This is a genomic window from Pseudomonas sp. GM24, from assembly GCF_000282235.1.
Lineage (GTDB): Bacteria > Pseudomonadota > Gammaproteobacteria > Pseudomonadales > Pseudomonadaceae > Aquipseudomonas.
Genome location: NZ_AKJR01000025.1, coordinates 86,409 through 105,799, shown reverse-complemented (window position 1 = coordinate 105,799; position 19,391 = coordinate 86,409). Strand labels below are relative to the sequence as shown.

Annotated in this window: 17 protein-coding genes; 1 reads left to right on the top strand and 16 read right to left on the bottom strand. The window is 60.2% G+C overall.

The genetic code is table 11. The features are described from left to right. Positions 1–89: 89 nt before the first annotated feature. The 12 genes from PMI23_RS04655 to arnB form a co-directional block, all read right to left on the bottom strand. Positions 90–776, bottom strand: coding sequence for an HPP family protein (locus PMI23_RS04655; protein ID WP_007910169.1), 687 nt, complete (start codon positions 774–776; stop codon positions 90–92). A gap of 157 nt (positions 777–933) precedes the next feature. Then, positions 934–2,112: an MFS transporter gene (locus tag PMI23_RS04650; RefSeq protein WP_007910171.1), complete on the bottom strand. Its 1,179-nt coding sequence runs from the start codon at positions 2,110–2,112 to the stop codon at positions 934–936. 181 nt (positions 2,113–2,293) lie between these two features. Further along, a complete protein-coding gene (locus tag PMI23_RS04645; protein ID WP_007910174.1) occupies positions 2,294–2,812 on the bottom strand; it encodes a GNAT family N-acetyltransferase in 519 nt (172 codons plus the stop codon). Between the two features lie 36 nt (positions 2,813–2,848). After that, on the bottom strand, positions 2,849–4,444 hold the full coding sequence (locus tag PMI23_RS04640; protein WP_007910176.1) for an ArnT family glycosyltransferase: 1,596 nt from the start codon (positions 4,442–4,444) through the stop codon (positions 2,849–2,851). Continuing rightward, a complete protein-coding gene (locus tag PMI23_RS04635; protein WP_007910177.1) occupies positions 4,441–5,820 on the bottom strand; it encodes a UDP-glucose dehydrogenase family protein in 1,380 nt (459 codons plus the stop codon). Before PMI23_RS04635 ends, PMI23_RS04640 begins: the two co-directional genes overlap by 4 nt. Continuing rightward, positions 5,817–6,221, bottom strand: a complete 405-nt coding sequence (gene arnF / locus PMI23_RS04630; RefSeq protein WP_007910178.1) for a 4-amino-4-deoxy-L-arabinose-phosphoundecaprenol flippase subunit ArnF — start codon at positions 6,219–6,221, stop codon at positions 5,817–5,819. The genes PMI23_RS04635 and arnF overlap by 4 nt, the downstream gene beginning before the upstream one ends. Next, positions 6,218–6,562, bottom strand: coding sequence for a 4-amino-4-deoxy-L-arabinose-phosphoundecaprenol flippase subunit ArnE (gene arnE / locus PMI23_RS04625; RefSeq protein WP_007910179.1), 345 nt, complete (start codon positions 6,560–6,562; stop codon positions 6,218–6,220). Before arnE ends, arnF begins: the two co-directional genes overlap by 4 nt. Further along, complete coding sequence (arnT, locus tag PMI23_RS04620) at positions 6,559–8,211, bottom strand: lipid IV(A) 4-amino-4-deoxy-L-arabinosyltransferase (protein WP_007910186.1); 1,653 nt, start codon at positions 8,209–8,211, stop codon at positions 6,559–6,561. The genes arnE and arnT overlap by 4 nt, the downstream gene beginning before the upstream one ends. Then, entirely contained in the window at positions 8,208–9,092 is an 885-nt protein-coding gene (gene arnD, locus PMI23_RS04615) for a 4-deoxy-4-formamido-L-arabinose-phosphoundecaprenol deformylase (protein ID WP_007910188.1), read from the bottom strand. Before arnD ends, arnT begins: the two co-directional genes overlap by 4 nt. Continuing rightward, positions 9,092–11,083, bottom strand: coding sequence for a bifunctional UDP-4-amino-4-deoxy-L-arabinose formyltransferase/UDP-glucuronic acid oxidase ArnA (gene arnA / locus PMI23_RS04610; protein WP_007910190.1), 1,992 nt, complete (start codon positions 11,081–11,083; stop codon positions 9,092–9,094). The genes arnD and arnA overlap by 1 nt, the downstream gene beginning before the upstream one ends. Then, the gene (arnC, locus tag PMI23_RS04605) at positions 11,080–12,096 is read right to left on the bottom strand and encodes an undecaprenyl-phosphate 4-deoxy-4-formamido-L-arabinose transferase (RefSeq protein WP_007910192.1); all 1,017 of its coding nucleotides are present in this window, start codon (positions 12,094–12,096) and stop codon (positions 11,080–11,082) included. Before arnC ends, arnA begins: the two co-directional genes overlap by 4 nt. Next, positions 12,093–13,241, bottom strand: coding sequence for a UDP-4-amino-4-deoxy-L-arabinose aminotransferase (gene arnB / locus PMI23_RS04600; protein WP_007910194.1), 1,149 nt, complete (start codon positions 13,239–13,241; stop codon positions 12,093–12,095). The genes arnC and arnB overlap by 4 nt, the downstream gene beginning before the upstream one ends. A 447-nt stretch (positions 13,242–13,688) precedes the next feature. Between arnB and PMI23_RS04595 the strand changes: the two genes are divergently transcribed. Beyond that, complete coding sequence (locus PMI23_RS04595) at positions 13,689–14,534, top strand: site-specific integrase (protein ID WP_238539512.1); 846 nt, start codon at positions 13,689–13,691, stop codon at positions 14,532–14,534. Positions 14,535–14,539: 5 nt separating this feature from the next. On the opposite strand, the gene PMI23_RS04590 is transcribed toward PMI23_RS04595, so the two are convergent. The 4 genes from PMI23_RS04590 to PMI23_RS04575 all read right to left on the bottom strand — a co-directional run bounded on the left by PMI23_RS04590 (position 14,540) and on the right by PMI23_RS04575 (position 19,352). After that, a complete protein-coding gene (locus PMI23_RS04590; protein WP_007910197.1) occupies positions 14,540–15,094 on the bottom strand; it encodes a PqiC family protein in 555 nt (184 codons plus the stop codon). A 17-nt stretch (positions 15,095–15,111) separates the two neighbouring features. Next, complete coding sequence (locus tag PMI23_RS04585) at positions 15,112–16,767, bottom strand: PqiB family protein (protein WP_007910198.1); 1,656 nt, start codon at positions 16,765–16,767, stop codon at positions 15,112–15,114. A 198-nt stretch (positions 16,768–16,965) separates the two neighbouring features. Beyond that, the gene (locus tag PMI23_RS04580; RefSeq protein ID WP_007910199.1) at positions 16,966–18,267 is read right to left on the bottom strand and encodes an NAD(P)/FAD-dependent oxidoreductase; all 1,302 of its coding nucleotides are present in this window, start codon (positions 18,265–18,267) and stop codon (positions 16,966–16,968) included. Continuing rightward, on the bottom strand, positions 18,264–19,352 hold the full coding sequence (locus PMI23_RS04575; protein ID WP_007910200.1) for a polyamine ABC transporter substrate-binding protein: 1,089 nt from the start codon (positions 19,350–19,352) through the stop codon (positions 18,264–18,266). The genes PMI23_RS04580 and PMI23_RS04575 overlap by 4 nt, the downstream gene beginning before the upstream one ends. Positions 19,353–19,391 lie beyond the last annotated feature (39 nt).

Here is a 19,391-nt window from a genome sequence, read left to right as displayed (position 1 = left end):
CTCATGTAGGAGCTGCCGAAGGCTGCGATCTGTTGACCGTTAAAAAGCAAGATCAAAAGATCGCAGCCTGCGGCAGCTCCTACACAGAGTCAGCGGAAGGTTTGGGTAATGCTGCGGCGCTTGGCGTGCAGTTCGCTGGCATGGATCAGTTGTTCGAGATCCTCGGGGGTGATGTCGATGAAGGCTTCCATATCGGCCAACGCGAGTTTGAGGTCTTCTGCGGTGATTGCCTGACTGTCGACCGGGGCAACCATCGGCGCTGGTTCAGCGGGGCGTTTCGGGTAACGGATACGGGTCAGGTTGTTGTAGGCCAAGGCACTGAGCAGCATGCACGCCGCGCCGAGCATCACCGGTTCCATGGCTTTCCAGTCCATCGCGATGGTCGCTGGATCGGCCAATACGAGCGTCAATGCCAACGCCCCGGCCGGCGGATGCAGGCAACGCAGCCAGCACATCAGTATCAGCGCCATGCCCGCCGCCAGGCAGGCGCTGCCCAGAGTTCGGCCGAGCACGTGAGCCACCAGCAACGCCACAACGCCGGCACACAAATAACCACCGAGAATCGACCAGGGTTGGGCGAGGGCGCCGGATGACACGGCGAACAGCAACACCGCCGATGCCCCCAGCGGGCCAATCAGGTGATAGGCGACGTCGTGACCGAACACCTGCGCGCACAACCACACGCTGAACAATGTGCCCAATGCCATGCCGATGGCGGCGCGGCTCCATTCGGTCGGGCGGGTATTGATGGCGGCGGGCAACCAGCGAGCGAGCATGTGAATCCGATCCTTGCAGCAAATTCGAGGCAAAAAAAAGGACTTGTCCGGCATATCCGGAAAGCCCTCGAAGTGTTCCAACATTGGGGGAGGAACGTGCACAGTGTGCCGGGCAAACTCGATGCTGACAAATTCATATTAATGAAGATTTAGTGCATTAATTTTGCATTGAAGCGACGCGACGGCCACTGACGAAGCACAAGTAGCCGCCCACAGCCGCCAGTGCGCTCAAGGCATAAAACATGCTCGGCGCCGGTGTGTGCATCAGCAGAAATCCGCACATGACTGGACTGGCCGCACCACCCAACGCCGCCAGATTCTGCGCGCCGTAGTAGCTGCCGCGCAGTTCTTCCGGGGCGAGGGTGTCGACGAACAAAAAGTCGGCCGGGTAAATGATCATCTCGCCCAAGGTGAAGATAAACATCGCCACGCACCAGCCGAGCAGACTGTCGGCCAGACTGAAACCGATCAGCCCGACGATGAACAACGCAGTGCCGCCGGCAATCCAGTGACGCAGGTGTTCTCGGCTGAGCAGGCGGCCGATCTGGTACTGCAACAGGATCACCGTGATTGCATTGCAGGCGAGCAGGGCGGCCATGGTCTCCAGCGTCTGTTGCTGGGTGTGGGTGACCAGCAGGTATTGCGACAGGTACAGGGTGAAACGCCCGTGCACCAGCGTGCTGAGCAGGCAGCCCAGGGTAAACAGGATCATCGTGCGGTCGTTTTTCAGGATGATCAGGGTTTTCAGAAAGCTGGGTGGCGCAGCGACTGGAGCGATCGGGCTGGCTTCCCGGGCGGCGCCGAGCAGCAAAAATATGCTGCCGATGGCAATCGCACCGGCAACGATGAAGGGCGCCGAAGGCTGCACCCCGGCAATCACCACGCCGATCATCGGGCCGACCGCATAGCCGATATTGGTCAATGTGTAGTTGAGGGAAAACGCCTTGACCCGCTGGCCCACCGGCAGGTTTTCACTGAGGATGGCTTTGGCGCAGATGAGGAACAGCGCCGACGCCGTTTCGCTGATGATCAGCACCAGGGTGACCAGATACAGGTTCTGCGCGAAGGTCAGCAGGATAAGGCCGATGCCGCTGGAGAGCATGGTCAGGATCAGCAACCGGCGCTTGTCCAGCCGATCGATGATGTAGCCGCCATACAGCGACAGCAACGTGGCGCTGAACACCGCAATGCCCAACAGCAGACCGACATCCTGCGGGTTGAGTTTGAGCTTGTTGCTGAGGAACAGGGTCAGCAGCGGGCTGATCAGGGCGCGGCTGATAACGACGGTCAGCGAACTGATCATCAACCGGCGGATGAGGCGCGAGTAGGTGGCCACGAAGGGTCAATGTCCTTATTTCAAATGCTGGGCGGGCGTACGCCATCCTTACCGGGCAGTCACCACCGGTCAAGCCGCCACACCACAATTCCTGTGGGAGCCGTTGTACCAGATACATACAATGTTGACTGACACCCTCCGCTTCGCGAGCAGGCTCGCTCCACAAGGATCTTCATTGCTTTCAAATCAGGCGCAGGCGCATGGCGCAGCGCCGCTCTGGGGGAAATCCGCAGACGATTTCGGCTTGCAGCGCATCGCGTAAATGGCGTTCGGCTTTTACATTCGCCAACTCGACAAACCCCATCCTCTGATAAAACGGTGCATTCCATGGCAGATCGCGAAAGGTGGTCAATGTCACTGAGTTCAACTGCATCGCGCGCGCTTGTTCAATGACTGCCGCAACCAGTGCGCGACCGATGCCTTGTCCTTGAAAAGCCTGACTGACGGATAGCTCCTCAATGTGCAGGTGCTGATCAATGTCGACAGCACGAACAAATCCAGTCAGTTGCCCACCGCTATGTTCAGCAACCCACACGTACGCCTGTTCGATGGCCAGCAGATGTTGGCCAGCATCGGGCACCTCGGCATCAGCCAGCCACGCCAATGGCGGATCAAGACGAAACAATTGCGCTGCCGAATGCTCGATCGCGGGGAGGGCTTGCGCGTCAGCAAGGCTGGCGCGGCGTACGTCGAAGGTCATGTTGAGGCGCATCCTGCCGGTCGAGAGCTGGACAGGTTACGGTTTCAGCCACAGCAATACATAGTCGTTTTTGTCGAAACGCCCACTCAACACTGGCTGCGCGCTTTCCAGCGGCGTGCCCTTGAGGGATGCCAGATCACTGCGGTCCATCATCAGCCACGCCGGGCCTTTGATCGCCTCCAGTTGCTGGATCGAGTCACTGAACTGCGGTTGCAGATCCTGCGGGAGATTGACCATGAACTTGATCGCCTTCGCGTCCTTGCCCATGCCGTGCAGCACCAGCGGTGCGGGGTTATGCTGGATCTGAGCGAAGACCTCGCGGCTGAACGTTTGCGTGTCGTACAGACGCCGCTCCACCGGTTCGAACACGGCCGCATAAACCGACCACAGCGCCAACACGGCACACAACGCCAGCACTTCGGCTCGCCAACGCGGGACCAACAATCGCGACAACGCCAACAGCTGCAGCACGCCCAACGCGATCAAAACAATCGAAACCTCACCCAATTGCTCGGGAAACCGCCGTCGGGCGATCAGCAACACCACCATCAACAAGCCCGGCGTGACCAGCCACACACCCAGCATCAACCCGCGCAACCAACGAAATACCCAACCATGCGCGACCTGAAACGGATACGCCGCAATGATCGCGGCCATGGGCAACATCGGCAGCAAATACCGCGCCTTCTTCGCCTGGGGAATCGACAAGCCGACCATCACAATCAGTCCGGCTGCCGCGCAATACTGCACCAGGCGTAACGCAGGGCCACGCTGCTGTGGTTTGCTCAGCCAGGCCGCCGCCAACACCAGCAATGCCAACGGGTAGGCGAGGGCATAGTTACCAAAGGAGCTAGTGAAGTAATACAGCGAACCGCTGACGCCTTCGCTGCCGTCCATGCGCCCCATGAACTGCATGCGGATCACGTCCTGCAAAAACACCGGCCCACCGCTGACCTGCGCTAGCCATAACAACAACCCGACACACGCGGCCAGCAACAGCGAAGCCAACACACCGAACACCAAGAGTCGCGACCATTGCCGGTTGAACAGGTAATAACTGCAGAGCATGCCAGTCGGCACCACCAGACCAATCGGCCCGCGAATGCCGAAACCGAGCAACAGCAAAACGAAGATCAGCGGCCAGTGACGCCTGCCGCCAAAATGATCATGGGCATACCCCAGATAGAACACCGCGAACGCCACCGCCGCGAGCATCAAATCCTGCGACACCGCGCGCACTTCGGTGACAAAGCCACTGGTGAGCATCAGCCACGCAATACTGATCAACGCCCAGCGCCGCGAGTACGGCGCCAACAGTCGGTACATCAGCGTCACGATCAGTGCGCCGGCGATCGCACTCGGCGCCCACGCGGTCAACGCATTCACCGCACCGAACGGCAACGACAGCAGCCAGATAAACAGCGTCGAAACTGCTGAATAATCCGCGTACGGCTGACCATAAGTCGTCGGAAACACCGTCGGCCCATGGCGCAGCATTTCCTGCGCGAACAACACAAACCGCGAATCGAAACCAATCGGGGCCTGCCCGAAGACCCCGGCGATGAACAATAAAAACGCCAGCAGCCCTGCGATCAGCGACTGCCGGCGAATCTCAGGCGACAGCGTAATCAAGCGACGTCGGACGCGTGCGGCCACTGTTGCAGCGGGATCGGCAACTTACGCGATTCGCCACGGCCCATCGGGAAGTACTGGAAGCCATTGCGCGCCAGGCGCTCGGCGTCGTACAGGTTGCGGCCGTCGAAAATCAACGGGGTGTTAAGGCGCTGTTTGATCAGGTCGAAATCCGGTGCCTTGAATTGCTGCCACTCGGTGCAGATGATCAACGCATCGGCGCCGGGCAATACCGATTCCGGTGTGCCCATCAGCATCAATTTCGACTCGTCCGGGTAAAGGTTCTGGGTTTCCTGCATGGCCTCCGGGTCGAAGGCACGCACGCTGGCACCGGCGGCCCACAGTTCCTCCAGCAACACGCGGCTCGGCGCGTCGCGCATGTCATCAGTGTTGGGTTTGAACGCCAGGCCCCACAGGGCGAAGGTCTTGCCACGCAGATCGCCGCGATAGAACGCGTTGATACGCTCGAACAGTTTGTGTTTCTGGCGCTGATTGATCGCCTCGACCGCTTGCAGCAAGTCGCTGGAGCAATGCGCCTCTTCGGCACTGTGGATCAGCGCGCGCATGTCTTTGGGAAAGCACGAACCGCCATAGCCGCAGCCCGGGTAGATAAAGTGGTAACCGATGCGCGTGTCGGCACCGATGCCCTGGCGTACCGATTCGATGTCGGCGCCCAAGTGCTCGGCCAATTCGGCGATCTGGTTGATGAAGCTGATCTTGGTCGCCAGCATGCAGTTGGCGGCATACTTGGTCAGCTCGGCGCTGCGCAGGTCCATGAACATGATGCGGTCGTGGTTGCGGTTGAACGGCGAGTACAGATCGCGCATCACGTCGCGCACTTCATCGCCTTCGCAGCCGATGACGATACGGTCCGGACGCCGGCAATCGGCAACCGCCGAGCCTTCCTTGAGAAATTCCGGGTTGGAGACGATATCGAACTGCAGCAGGCGGCCGACCTTGATCAAAGCCTTTTCGATGTGCGTGCGCAGCGTATCGCCGGTGCCCACCGGCACCGTGGATTTCTCGACGATGATCAACGGCTGCTCACGATGGCGGGCAATCGCATCACCCACCGAAAGCACATAACGCAGATCGGCCGAGCCGTCCTCACGCGACGGCGTACCGACGGCAATGAACGCCACCCGAGCGTGCTGCACGGCAAGTTGTTCATCGGTGGTGAATTGCAGGCGTTTCGAATCCAGACCTTCCCGAACGAGGCTGGCCAGCCCCGGTTCGAAGATGCTGACATGACCCTGGCGCAACAGGTCGACCTTCTTCTGGTCGACGTCCATGCACACGACATCATGGCCAACTTCGGCCAACACAGCCGCTTGCACCAGACCGACATAACCGCTGCCAAATACTGTGATTTTCATGGAGCACTCCTGAATGCGGGCGCACGAGCCGGACGAGTGTTGATGGTGATGACCCCGAGCATGACCAACGCCACGCCCAGTGATTTAGTGAAACTGAAGGATTCGTTGAACAGCGGCAGGCTGGCCGCCAGCAGATAAACCAGCGCATAGCTGATGCTCAGCAGCGAGTAAGCCCGGCCCAGCGGCAGATCGCGCAGGGCGGCGAGCCAGCAGAGCATCGACAGGGCGTAGGCAACAATCGCCGCGATGACCACGGCCAGCGCCTGCCAATCGAGGCTGTCGATGTGCAGCCATTGTTCCGGCGCGGGCAGGCGGGTCATGCTCCAGCGCATGCCCAGTTGCGCAGCGCTGACGAGGAGCACGCTGCTCAGCGCGAACGTTATGCCGCGACGTTGATTCATGACGGTTGCCCCAGCAAAACCACGCCGCCGATGACCAATGCCACGCCAAGCCAATGCTGGCGGTCGATGGGCTCACGAAAGACGAAGCGCGCGATCAGAGTGATCAGCACGAAGTTGAGGCTGAGCATCGGATAGGCAATGCCGACTTCCAGCCGCTGCAACACCAGCAGCCAGACCAACAGGCCCGAGCCGAGGGCGAGCAGGGCCAGCCATAACCACGGCGAGCGCAGTTTGGCGGTCAGCGAAGAATCGCCCCCGCGCCAACTCTCCACGGCGTACTTCTGCGCAATCTGCCCCAGACAAGTCAGCAGGCACGCAGCCAACAGCAGCAACAGGCTCATGACGCCTCCCTGGGCAGGATCATGATCACCAGGTTGCCCTGCTCATAACGGACGCCGTCCTTTGGCAATCTATCGATTTCGTCCAGTTCGTCCTGCCCCTTGACGCGCATCACCACGCCGACTGAACCGCTGCGGCGCGCCTCGCGCATCCACTGTTGCACGTGATCGGGATCGACCCGCTGTTGGATGCCGTCAGGATAGGCAAGGCCATATTTCAATTCGCCTATCGTGTTGTACAACGCCACTTGCGGGGTTTTCAGGCGCCAGGCCAGCGCCGACGCAGCGCCGAGGTCGTTACTCAGCAGGTGATCGGTCTGCGCCAGTTCGCTGACGTGGTGCTTGATGAACTGATCGGGCATCTTGTTGGCGACCACCGACTTCGGCAGCGCTGCCGGCAACACTGCGATCAGCAACAGGCTGCCCAGCGCCGGTGCTGCCCAGCATTGCAGCGGCAGAAAGGCTTGCAGCAGGTTGGCGATGATCCAGCCGATCAGCGCGATAAACACCAGCACCATGCTGTGCAGTTCGTGGTCGTAGACCGGTTTGGTCAGTTGCAGATAGACCAGCGCGATCAACGTAACAACGCCCAGCAACAGATTCAGCACACCGTTGATGCTCAGCGCGCGACCTTGCTCCAGACGCAAACGGTCGGCCAGCGCATTGCCCAGCAACAACGCCATCGGCAGCAGGCACGGCAGGATGTAGGTCGGCAATTTGCCGTTGCTCAGGCTGAAAAACAGCAGCGGCATCAGCAGCCACAGCAGCAAAAACACGACGTTGGGCTGAGCACGGCTTTGCCAGGCTTGCTTGAACGCCGTCGGTAGCAATCCCGCCCACGGCAAACTGAACGCCACCAGCAGCGGCAGATAGAACCACCACGGCGCATCGTGTTGCGCGTCATCACCGGCAAAGCGACGAATATGTTCGTGCCAGAAGAAGAACCGCCAGTAGTCCGGCTCCTGTGCATGCACCGAAAGCACCCACGGCAGGCTGACGAGGATCGCCACGGCAATCGCCACCGGGCCGAACATCAGCAGTTCACGCCAGCGTTTTTGCCAGAGCATCCACGGCAGGGCGATCAACACCGGCAGTAGCCAGGCGAGGAATCCCTTGGTCATGAAACCCATGCCGCAGGCCAGGCCCAATAGTGCCCAGGCCGCCATGCGCTTGCCGCTGGTGTGGCTGTCGAGGGCAAACCACAGCGCCAGCAGACTCAGGTTGACCCAAAAGGTGAATTGCGGATCGAGGTTGGCGTAACCGGCCTGCCCGGCGACGATGGTGAAACTCATGTAGAGCAGGGCGCAGACGAAGCTTTTGCGCGGTTCGTTCCACAAACGCCGGGCGAGCAGATAGCACAGCAGCACGCTCAGGCCGGTGCTCAGCGCCGACACAAAGCGCACGCCGAACAGGTTCTGCCCAAACAATTCCTGCCCCAGCGCGATCATCCAGTAACCGGCAATCGGCTTCTCGAAATAACGCAGGCTCATAAAGTGCGGCGACACCCAGTTGCCGCTCAGCAGCATGTCCTGACTGATCTGCGCGTAACGGGTTTCGTCGGGAATCCACAAACCATGCGTGCTCAGCGGCAGCAGATAGGCCAGCAAGCAAATGACCAGCAACAACAGTGGCAGCGTCCAGCGTTTAGTCATGCGCCTTGCACTCCCAGCCAGCCTTCACGGCCGTCGAGGGCGCCGCGTTGCACACGGCCCACGGGCAAGGTGTTGAAGAACTCGGGCAACAAATCGCCCAGCGCTTTGAACGCGATGTTGCGCTGACGTGCAGCGGCCAGCAATTGACGAAAATCCTCAGCCATCAGAATCCCTTCCACTTCGGCATGAATGGTGTAGACGTTGAGCTGTTGCGGGCGGAAGTGATCGAGAATGAAACTGTTGAAGTCGCGCGCTGCGACGATGGGGCCAACGATTTCGTCGAAGGTCGGCAGGTCCACGGGAATCTGTGGAGTACCCGGCGTACCGTCGGCCAGCAACGGGCGAAACAGGCGTTGCCCACGGCAATCGCTGTTGTAGCGAAAGCCGAAGGCTTGCTTGGCTTCGATCACGCGTTCATCCGCACGCCAACCGGCGGCGGCCGAACACTCGACTTTTTCGCCGAGAATGTCGCTCAAGGTGTCGACGCCCTGACGGATCTGCTCGATCAGTTGCGCATTGCTCCAGCGCCCGGCGTTGGCCTGCCAGCCGTGGTGATCCCAGGCATGCAGACCGACTTCATGACCGGCATCGCGGGCCTGACGCATCAGGTGCCCGAGGTCACGGCCAATCGGTTTGCCCGGCCACGCGGTGCCGGCCAGTAGAATGTCCCAGCCATACAGGCCGGCGGCATTGGAGCGGAGCATTTTCCAGAGGAACTGCGGGCGGATCAGACGCCACAGATGCCGGCCCATGTTGTCGGGGCCGACACTGAAGAAAAACGTCGCCTTGATCTGCGCCTCGTCGAGCATTTCCAGCAAGCGCGGCACACCTTCACGGGTGCCGCGAAAAGTGTCGACGTCGATGCGTAGACCGGCCTGCATCAACGCTTGTCCGCTTGTTCGAGCATGGCTTCACGCAAGAAGAAATCCAGCGTATTGCCGATGGTCTCGCGCATTTCCACGGTCGGCGTCCAGTCAAGCAGGCGCTTGGCGTTGGCAATGCTTGGTTTGCGGTGCTCGACGTCCTGGTAACCGGCGCCGTAGAACGCCTTGCTCTCGACGTCGCGGAAACCGGCGAACGGCGGGAAGTTGTCACGCAGCGGATGCGCTTCGAACTGACGCAGCAGCTCTTCGCCCAACTGACGGATGCTGGCTTCGTTGTCCGGGTTACCGATGTTGATGATCTGGCCGTTGCAGACGTCGTTGTCGTTATCGATGATCCGCGCCAGTGCTTCGACGCCGTCAGCGATGTCGGTGAAGCAGCGTTTCTGCTCACCGCCGTCGAACAGGCGAATTGGCGTGCCTTCCACCAGATTGAGGATCAACTGAGTGATGGCGCGGGAGCTGCCGATGCGTGCCGAATCCAGGCGGTCGAGACGCGGGCCCATCCAGTTGAACGGGCGGAACAGGGTGAAATTCAGACCCTTGGCGCCGTAGGCCCAGATCACCCGATCCAGCAGTTGTTTGGACACCGAATAGATCCAGCGCTGCTTGTTGATCGGGCCGACCACCAGGTTGGAGGTGTCTTCGTCGAAGTGCTTGTCCTGGCACATGCCATAGACTTCCGAGGTCGACGGGAAGATCACGCGCTTGTTGTACTTGACGCAGTAGCGCACCAGTTTCAGGTTTTCTTCGAAGTCGAGTTCGAACACGCGCAGCGGGTTGCGGGTGTATTCGATCGGCGTGGCGATGGCTACCAGCGGCAGGACCACGTCGCACTTCTTGATGTGGTACTCGATCCACTCGGAGTGAATGCTGATGTCGCCTTCGACGTAGTGGAAGTGCGGATGGCTGCGCAGACGGTCGATGGCATCGGAACCGATGTCCAGGCCATAGACTTCGTAGCGGTCATCGCGCAGCAGACGCTCGGACAAGTGATTGCCAATGAAGCCGTTGACGCCAAGGATCAGTACGCGAGTGCGACGCGGTGCGCGGCCGGATTCAGCTCCGCGCAACAGCGAGCCGTCGACCAGACCGAGTTCGTTGGCCAGTTGCGGGCCACTGAGGAACAGGCCGTTGTCGTTGCGTTGGCCGGAGAGGATCACCAGCGAGTCTTCACCGCAGGCGATGCGCAGCGGATCGACGCTGATCACCCGTCCCGGTGCCTGGCCGTCGTTGCCCTTGACGACTTCGGCGCTCCAGGCGATGAGTTTGTGCTCGCCCACGGCGCAGAAAGCGCCCGGATACGGTTGGGTCACCGCGCGAACCAGGTTGAACAATTGCTCGGCAGGTTTCGCCCAGACCAGTTTGCCGTCCGCTGCGGTGCGACGACCAAACACGGTGGCTTTGGATTCGTCCTGCGCGGTTTCGCTGGTCTTGCCTTGCAGCATTGCCGGCAGCGCGTCGCGCAGCAGATCAGCGGCGGCGGTGCGCAACTTGCCGTGCAGGCTCAACGCGGTGTCGCTGCGTTCGATGGCCACGCGCTGTTGGGCAACAATGGCGCCGGCATCGGCACGTTTGACCATGCGGTGCAAGGTGACGCCGGTTTCGCTTTCGCCATTGACCAGCACCCAGTTCGCCGGGGCGCGGCCGCGGTAGCTCGGCAACAGCGAGCCGTGCAGGTTGAACGCGCCTTTTTTGGCCACGGCCAGCAACGACTCGATCAGCAGGTTGCGGTAGTAGAAGGAGAAGATGTACTCAGGGGCGAGTTTGGCAATCCGTTCGATCCACAACGGATGGTTGACGTCTTCCGGCGCGTGCACCGGGATGCCTTTGTTGGCACAAAGTTGCGCAACCGATCCGTAGAACGCGTTCTCTTTCGGGTCATCGGCGTGAGTGAACACCGCCGCAATGTCATAGCCGCTGTCGAGCAGCGTTTGAATGCCGGCGCAGCCAATATCGTGATAAGCGAAGACAACCGTTTTTGCGCTCATGAGAGAACCTGATCATTGGAGGAGGAGAGACCGTCGACGGTGATGGCGCGCGGCGGCATGGCGGGTTGGCCGCGCAAGACTTTTTCAACGAAGAAACGCGGGCGGGCGCGCACGTCGCTGTACATGCGCCCGAGGTATTCACCGAGCAGGCCCATGCCGATGAACTGGCCACCGGTGAACACAAATAGCACGGCGAACAGTACGAACATGCCGTCACCGGCCCAGCCGGCACCGAACGCCAGGCGCATGACGATCAACGCGAAGGCAAACAGCAATCCAAGCCCGGCCATGGTGAAACCGACGATGCTCAGCAGGCGCAAAGGTGTGGTGGTCATGCAGGTGATCAGGTCGAACATCAGATTGATCAAACGCATCGGGCTGTACTTCGAATCGCCGTGCTCACGCTCGGCGTGGGCGACGACGATTTCGGTGGTGTGGCGGGCGAAGCTGTTGGCCAGAATCGGAATGAAGGTGCTGCGCTCGCGGCAGGCGAGCATCGCGTCGATGATCGTGCGGCGGTAAGCGCGGAGCATGCAGCCGTAGTCGCTCATGGCGACGCCGGTCGAGCGTTGCACAGCAAGGTTGATCAGCTTCGACGGGTAGCGGCGCAGGGCCGAATCCTGACGGTTGCCGCGCACGGTGCCGACCACGTCGTAACCCTTTTCCGCTTCAGCAACCAGCCGGGGGATTTCTTCCGGCGGGTTCTGCAAGTCGGCGTCGAGGGTGATGACCACATCGCCTTTGCATTGTTCGAAACCGGCCATGATTGCTGCGTGCTGGCCGTAGTTGCGGTTGAGGATGACCGCCACGAACGGGCTGTCCTCACGGCTCGCAGCTTCTTCCAGAAGGTTGGCGGACTCGTCACGGCTGCCATCGTCAACGAGGACGATTTCGTAATCGTGACGCAGCATCCGGCAGGCCGCCTCGGTGCGGCGCAGCAGTTGCGGCAGGCTGTCCTGTTCGTTGTAGACCGGGATAACGATCGACACACAGCGGATCGGATAGGGTTTCACGGGCGTTTGTCCATAAGAGTGGCGATGGCGCCGACCACGCGATCAAGGTCTTGATCGCTCATGTCGGGAAACAACGGAATCGAGCACAGCCGCGCCGAGTTCCACTCGGTGTCGGGCAGATACAGATCGGGATCACGCTGGCGATACCAGGTGTGCAGGTGGGTGGCGATGAAATGGATACCGGTGCCGATGCCCTGGTCCTGCAAGCCTTTCATAAAGGCTTCGCGGTCCATGCCGCAGCGCTCGCTGTCGATGCGCAGGATGAACAGGTGCCAGGCGTGGGTTTGTGCGTAAGCGGGCAGGGCCAGCGGTTGCACCGGCAGGCCTTCGAGTTTTTGCCGGTAGGCGGCGGCCAGTTCCGTGCGGCGGGCGTTGATTGCGTCCAGACGCTCCAGTTGCACCAGCGCAATCGCGGCGTTGATGTCGGCGAGGTTGTATTTGAACCCCGGCTCCATCACTTGCGCCTGCGGCTTGCGGCCACCGGTCAGGCGATCGTAGGCGTCGACGCCCAGACCATGGAACTTGAGCATGCGCACGCGGCTGGCCAAGGCTTCGTCGTCGGTGACGAACATCGCGCCTTCGGCACAGGTCATGTTCTTGATCGCATGGAAGGAGAAAATCGCCGTGCCCTGCGCGCCGACGTGATGCCCCTTGTAGCGGGTGCCGGCAGCGTGCGCAGCGTCTTCGATCACCGCGATGCCGTGCTTGTCGGCCAGCGCATACAGCGGATCAAGATCAAACGCGGCGCCGGCGTAATGCACGGGAATGATTGCTTTGGTGCGTGGGCTGATGGCGGCTTCGATGCGCGCGGCGTCGGTCATCAAGGTGTCGCGATCAACGTCGACGAACACCGGTGTGGCGCCGAGCAGCGAGATCATGTTGGCGGTCGAGACCCAGGTCTGCGACGGGGTGATGACTTCGTCACCCGGGCCAATGCCCAAGGCCAGCAAGGTGATGTGCATGCCGCCGGTGGCCGAGGAAAGTGCCACTGTATGCTTGCAGCCGACATAGTCGGCAAACTGTTCTTCCAGTGCCTGGCTTTTAGGGCCTGTAGTAATCCAGCCCGAACGCAGTACTTGTTCAACTGCGGCTATTTCTTCATCGCCGATACTCGGCCGGGAAAACGGCAGAAACGCTTGACTCATAAGAACCTCGGGGCGACAGCCATCCTTCAGCCGATTGTCTGAAAAACACGGAATTTCAAAGGGTTGAGATACCGGCCGGGGAATGCCTGATTGACTTTTAAGTCCACGGACGGCAGGGTTGCAGGCCTTTCGGAGCAACCTGTTGTAACTAAGGTTATGCGCGTTTTTGTCAAAGGAACATGAAAAAACGGTCGGCGATTCGTCTATCTGTAAGCCATACAGCCACCGTTCAGACTTCTTCCGTTCATCGGCTCTTTTAATCGAAAAGTCCTACGGAAGAGTCGCTCTTTATATAAGTTTGTTTGCACTTTTAAGTTGTTTTGTTGAACTGTTTTCTATTCAAGGCCGTTTCGTTTGATTGACTTGTCGAGTACTGAATCCACACCGTCCACCACTAATCCGCTGACGCTTTATCTGGCCCGCCTGGCGCCGTCCAGCCAACTGACCATGCGTTATGTCTTGCAGGACGCCGCTGACCGTCTCGGTTTCGAAGACGTGGGTATCGAAGAAATCCCCTGGCACGGGCTGCAACCGGAAGACGTCGTGGCGCTGGTCGCCGCATTGCGCGCCGACGGTTACGCGCCGAATACCTCGTCGCTGTATGTAAATGCCGTGCGCGGCGTTATGAATGAAGCCTGGCGCATGAGCCTGATCAGTCAGGATCACTTGTTGAAGATGCGTTCGGTCAAAGCCATTGCCGGCACGCGCTTGTCGCAGGGGCGCAACTTGAAGCGCACTTTGATCCACGAACTGATGGAAGTGTGCGCCGCCGATCCACGCCCGCAAGGGCTGCGCGATGCGGCGGTGATTGCGTTGTTGTACGGCACCGGCATGCGTAAATCGGAGTCGGTGGACCTGGACTTGAATCAGGTCGACTTCACCGAGCGCAGCCTGACCGTCACCGGCAAGGGCAACAAACAACTGATCAAGTACGCACCGGCGTGGGCGTTCGCCAAACTCGATGCATGGCTGGAACTGCGCCGTTCAGAACTCAAGGAAGGCGAGACTGACGATGCCTTTCTGTTCAATCGCATCCGTCGCGGCAGTCATATCACCCGCGAGCGCATCACCAAACACGCGATCTATTACATCGCCCGTCAGCGTGGCACCCAGGTCGGGGTGAAGATCATGCCGCACGATTTCCGCCGTTCGTTTATTACGCGGGTGATCGAGGAGCATGATTTGTCGATTGCGCAGAAGCTCGCGCACCACAGCAACATCCAGACCACCGCCAACTACGATGTGCGTGATGACAACGAGCGGCGGCGTGCGGTGGATCGCTTCGATCTGTAGGTCCGTCAGGACGGCGAAGGGCAGGTGCGCGCGTTGCCGGTTGCCGCCCGACTGATCTGCTCGGCCAGCCGTTTGACGTTGTGCTGCTGGGCCCCCACCAGATCATCGATGGTCGGGCCGGACGGTGTTTGCAGGGTCGAACGGCAGGTCAGCAAGCCATTGTCAGTGGCGCCGTCGGGACGCAAGCGCCATTTGGCGTCGATCAGGCCGTACTGACCGGGGATCGAGTCGAAGCGTTGCACTTCGATGCGCACCGAAACGTTGCCTTGGCCACTGCTATTGCTCAATTGATCGGCCAGTGCGCCGCGCAATTCATCTGCCAATGTCGCCCCCCACCAATCGGTTTCCAGAATCGCCAGGCCGCTGTTGCCCTGGCGGATAACGATTTGTGCACGGTCGACCTGCGGCGGCACGCTCAGCGCTTCAATCGGAATCTGCGCGCCGGTCCGGGTGTTGGCGATCTGCACCGGCGTCAGGGTGTGAAAGCTGATCGGGTCGCTGCGGCACGCGCCCAGCAGCATGAAGGCAGCGAGCACGGTGATCTTCAGCGGTAAAGCCATTGGGTTAGCTCCTGTGCTCAATTGCGCGGCGGTCCTTTCAGATCCAGCGGCGCGGCGTTATCGGGGCGACCGCGGATCAACGATTCCGGATGCCGGCCGAGGTAATCCGACAGCTCACGCAGCGAGCGCGACATGCGCCCGAGTTCGTCGAGGGTTTCCGTGAGTTTCTCGCGTTGCGGCGAATCTTCGGCCAGGGTCGAGCTGGCGGACTGCAAGGTCTTGCTGACGTCGGCCAGAGTGCTCTGCACGCCCGGCAGGGTCTTGGCGTTGAACTGGGTCAGGCCTTTGCGCAACTCGATCAGATTGCTGTCGAGGTTGTTGGCGATGCGATCAACCGGCAGCTTGTTGAGCTTGTCGACCACGGCTTCGAGTTTTTCCTGCAACTGTTCGAGGCTGCCGGGCACGGTTGGAATCACCACCGGGCGCGCCGTGGGGTCAAAGGCAACTTTTTCGGCTTTCGGGAAGAAGTCCAGCGCCACGTACAGTTGCCCCGTCAGCAGGTTGCCACTGCGGGCCTGGGCGCGCAGGCCATTGTCGATGAAGGTGCCCATCAGACGAATACCGGCGGCCTCATCGTTGGGATCATGCTTGAACGCGGTGAGCATTTTTCCGTAAGCCATGCCCAAACGTTGCGGGTAAATAACGATGCCGACGTTAAGCGGGAAGCTGCGTTTTTTCGCGTCGAAATCCAGATTGATCGCCACCACCCGACCGATTTCCATGCCGAGGAATTCCACCGGTGCGCCGACCTTCAAGCCGCGCAGGGATTGGTCGAAACGCAGACTCAGGTATTGCGCCTTGCCATTGGGCGGGGCGAGGGCGGTGGTCTGGTCGGCGAACAGTTCGAAGTCTTTGTCATCGGCGGCGGCGACGTCGTTGGGGCTGTAATCCGGGGCGCGAAAAGCGATGCCGCCCACCAGCATGGAGGACAGGGATTCGGTTTTCACCTGAAAACCGTTGGCGCCGACGCTGACGTCGATGCCACTGGCGTTCCAGAATCGGGTGTTTTCGGTGACGAACGCATCGTTGGGCGCGTGAATGAATACTTCGATGTTCACGCCTTTACCGTCAGGCGCCAGCGCGTAGGTGACGACCTGGCCGACAGGGATCTTGCGGTAATACACCGGCGACCCGATGTCCAGCGAACCGAGATCCTGGGTGTGCAGCATGAAACGCTTGCCCGGTTCGCCGTAGGTGATCGGCGGCGGGTTTTCAAGGCCTTTGAAGTTTTTCGCTCGGGAGTTGGACTGGCCGATGTCGGCACCGATGTAGTCGCCGGAGAGCAGAGTGTCGATACCCGACACGCCTCCGGCACCGATTCGCGGGCGTACCACCCAGAACTGTGAGTCTTCACGGGTGAAGGTTTCGGCCTGTTTGGCCAGTTTGATCGTGGCGTTGACGCTTTTCTGGTCGTCGCTCAACTCGACATCGGTGACCTGGCCAATCACCACATTACGGTATTTGACTTCGGTCTTATTGGCCGTCAGACCACTGCCGGTCTTGAAGGTGACCACGATGGTCGGCCCTTCCTGCATGATGTTGTGCACCACCAGCGAAATGCCCACGAGCACCGCCACAATCGGCACAATCCAGACGAGTGAAATGCCGAAACGGCGGGTTTTGACGGGTGCTTGGCCTGGCGCTCGCGGCTCGTCGGTGGTTGACGACTTCATCCATGTCTCCTCGATTGAATGGGCACTGAGCGTCAGGAACGCAAAAGCACCTCATCAATATAGAAGTGCTTGGCGATAGAGCAAATTTGAATAGCGCGCATCGTTGGCAGTTTGATGATCGTTCCCACGCTCTGCGTTGCGCGGCGTTCCCACGCAGAGCGTGGGAACGATCAGATCGCGACAGCGCTGCTTGTGCTGTCAGCCGAGCATTTCCCGCAGGCGATACCAGAACATCCCCAGTGCCAGCAGTGGCGAACGCAGGGCCGGGCCGCCGGGGAAGGTCATGTGCGGCACGCCGCTGAACACGTCCATGCCTTGGCTGTGCCCGGCATGAATCGCCTCGCCAAGCAGTTTCGCGCACCAGTGCGTGACGTTCAGGCCATGCCCGGAATAACCCTGGGCGTAGAACACGTTCGGGTGCTGTTTGAGGCGGCCGACCTGCGGGAAACGATTGGCGGTGATGCCGATCTTGCCGCCCCACTGGTAATCGATGCGCACGTCAGCCAGTTGCGGGAAGACCTTGAGCATCTTCGGCCGCATATAAGCGGCGATGTCCGCCGGATCGCGCCCGGAATAGTGACAGGCACCGCCGAACAGCAAGCGCCGATCAGCCGAGAGCCGGTAGTAATCGAGGCCGACTTTCTGGTCGCACACTGCCAGATTGTGCGGAATCAGCTGCGCGGCGCGCGCCTCGGACAATGGTTCGGTGGCGATGATGTAACTGCCGGCCGGCAGCACCTTGCCACTGAGTTGTTGTTCGAGCTCGTCCAGATGCGCATTGCAGCCGAGCACCAGACTGCCAGCGCGCACCGTGCCGTTTGCGCAACGCACCTGCACGGTTGGGCCGTGGATGATTTCCAGCACTTCACTCTGCTCGAAAATCCGCACGCCAAGCGACGCTGCCAGCCGCGCTTCGCCTTGCACCAGATCCAGCGGGTGCAGGTGCCCGGAACCCATGTCGACCAGCCCACCGGCATAAATGTCGGAGTTGACCACCTGCTGGCGGATCTGCTCCGGGCCGATCAGCCGGGTTTCGTGGGCGTAACCGAGTTCGGCGAGATCGAGCAATTCATCCTTGAAGGCAGCGAACTGCGCCGGGGTGTTGGCCAGGTCGCAGAAGCCCCAGCGCAGATCACATTCGATGCCGTTGTCGCCGATGCGCTGGCGCACCAAGTCCACCGAATCGATGCCGGCGCGCTGCAAATAACGCACGCCTTCCTGACCGACATATTTGGCGAAGCCTTCGACCTCATGACCGATCCCGCGAATCAACTGACCGCCATTGCGTCCGCTGGCGCCCCAGCCGATGCGCCGGGCTTCGATCAAGATCACCGACAGCCCGCGCTGGGCCAGTTCGATCGCGGTGTTGACCCCGGTGAACCCGCCGCCGATCACGCAGACATCGGCGCTCAGATCACCTTCCAGTTGCGGATAAGGTGTAGTCGCCCGAGCGGAGGCTGCGTAATAGGAACGGGCGTGTTCTTGGGTGTACTGATTCATTTGTTCGACTTCACTTTGCTCCAGGAGCGGGTCATCAGACGCATGATCGCTTGAGGCGGGGTGGTAGAGATGTAGAGTTTGTCGAGGACTTCTTGAGGTGGATACACCTCAGGATTGTTGACCAGCTCCGGATCCATGTATTGCTTGGCCGACGGGTTCGGGTTGGCGTAACCGACGGACGCACTGACCTTGGCAATCACCTGCGGATCGAGCAGGTAATTAATGAAGGCGTGGGCTTCTTTGGTGTTGCTCGCATCGGCCGGAATCGCCAACAGATCGAACCAGAGGTTGGCGCCTTCCTTTGGAATCGCATAGGCGATGTTCACGCCGTTCTTGGCTTCCTTGGCGCGGTTGGCGGCCTGAAACACGTCGCCGGAATAACCGAAGGCTACGCAGATATCGCCGTTGGCCAGATCCGATACGTATTTCGAGGAATGGAAATAGGTGATGTACGGACGGATGCTCAGCAGTTTCGCTTCAGCCTTTTTATAGTCTTCGGGGTTTTCGCTGCGCGGGTCCATGCCCATGTAATTAAGCACGGCAGGGAAGACTTCGTCTGCGGAATCCATCATCGACACGCCGCACTGGGTGAGTTTCTTCAGGTTCTCGGGTTCGAACAGCACCGCCCAGGAATCGATGTGGTCGATGCCCAGCACCTGTTTGACCTTGTCGACGTTGTAGCCGATGCCGTTCGTACCCCACAGGTACGGCACCGAGTGCTCGTTGCCCGGGTCGTTTTTCTGTAGCAGTTCGAGCAGTTTCGGGTCGAGGTTCTTGAAGTTCGGCAACTGCGAGCGATCAAGTTTGAGAAATGCGCCGGCCTTTACCTGACGCGCGAGGAAGTGGTTGGAGGGTACGACCACGTCGTAACCGGTACGACCGGCGAGCAGTTTGCCTTCGAGGGTTTCGTTGGAATCGAAAACGTCGTAGATCACCTTGATCCCGGTTTGGCTCTGGAAGTCGGCGAGGGTGGTTTCGCCGATGTAGTCGGTCCAGTTGTAGACGCTGACCGTCGGTTGGGCGTGAGCTACAGCGCTGAACAGCACGCTCAGGGCGACCGGGAGTACGGATTTCAACAGACGCATATCGACACCTCTTCTTATAATGATCGTTCCCACGCTCTG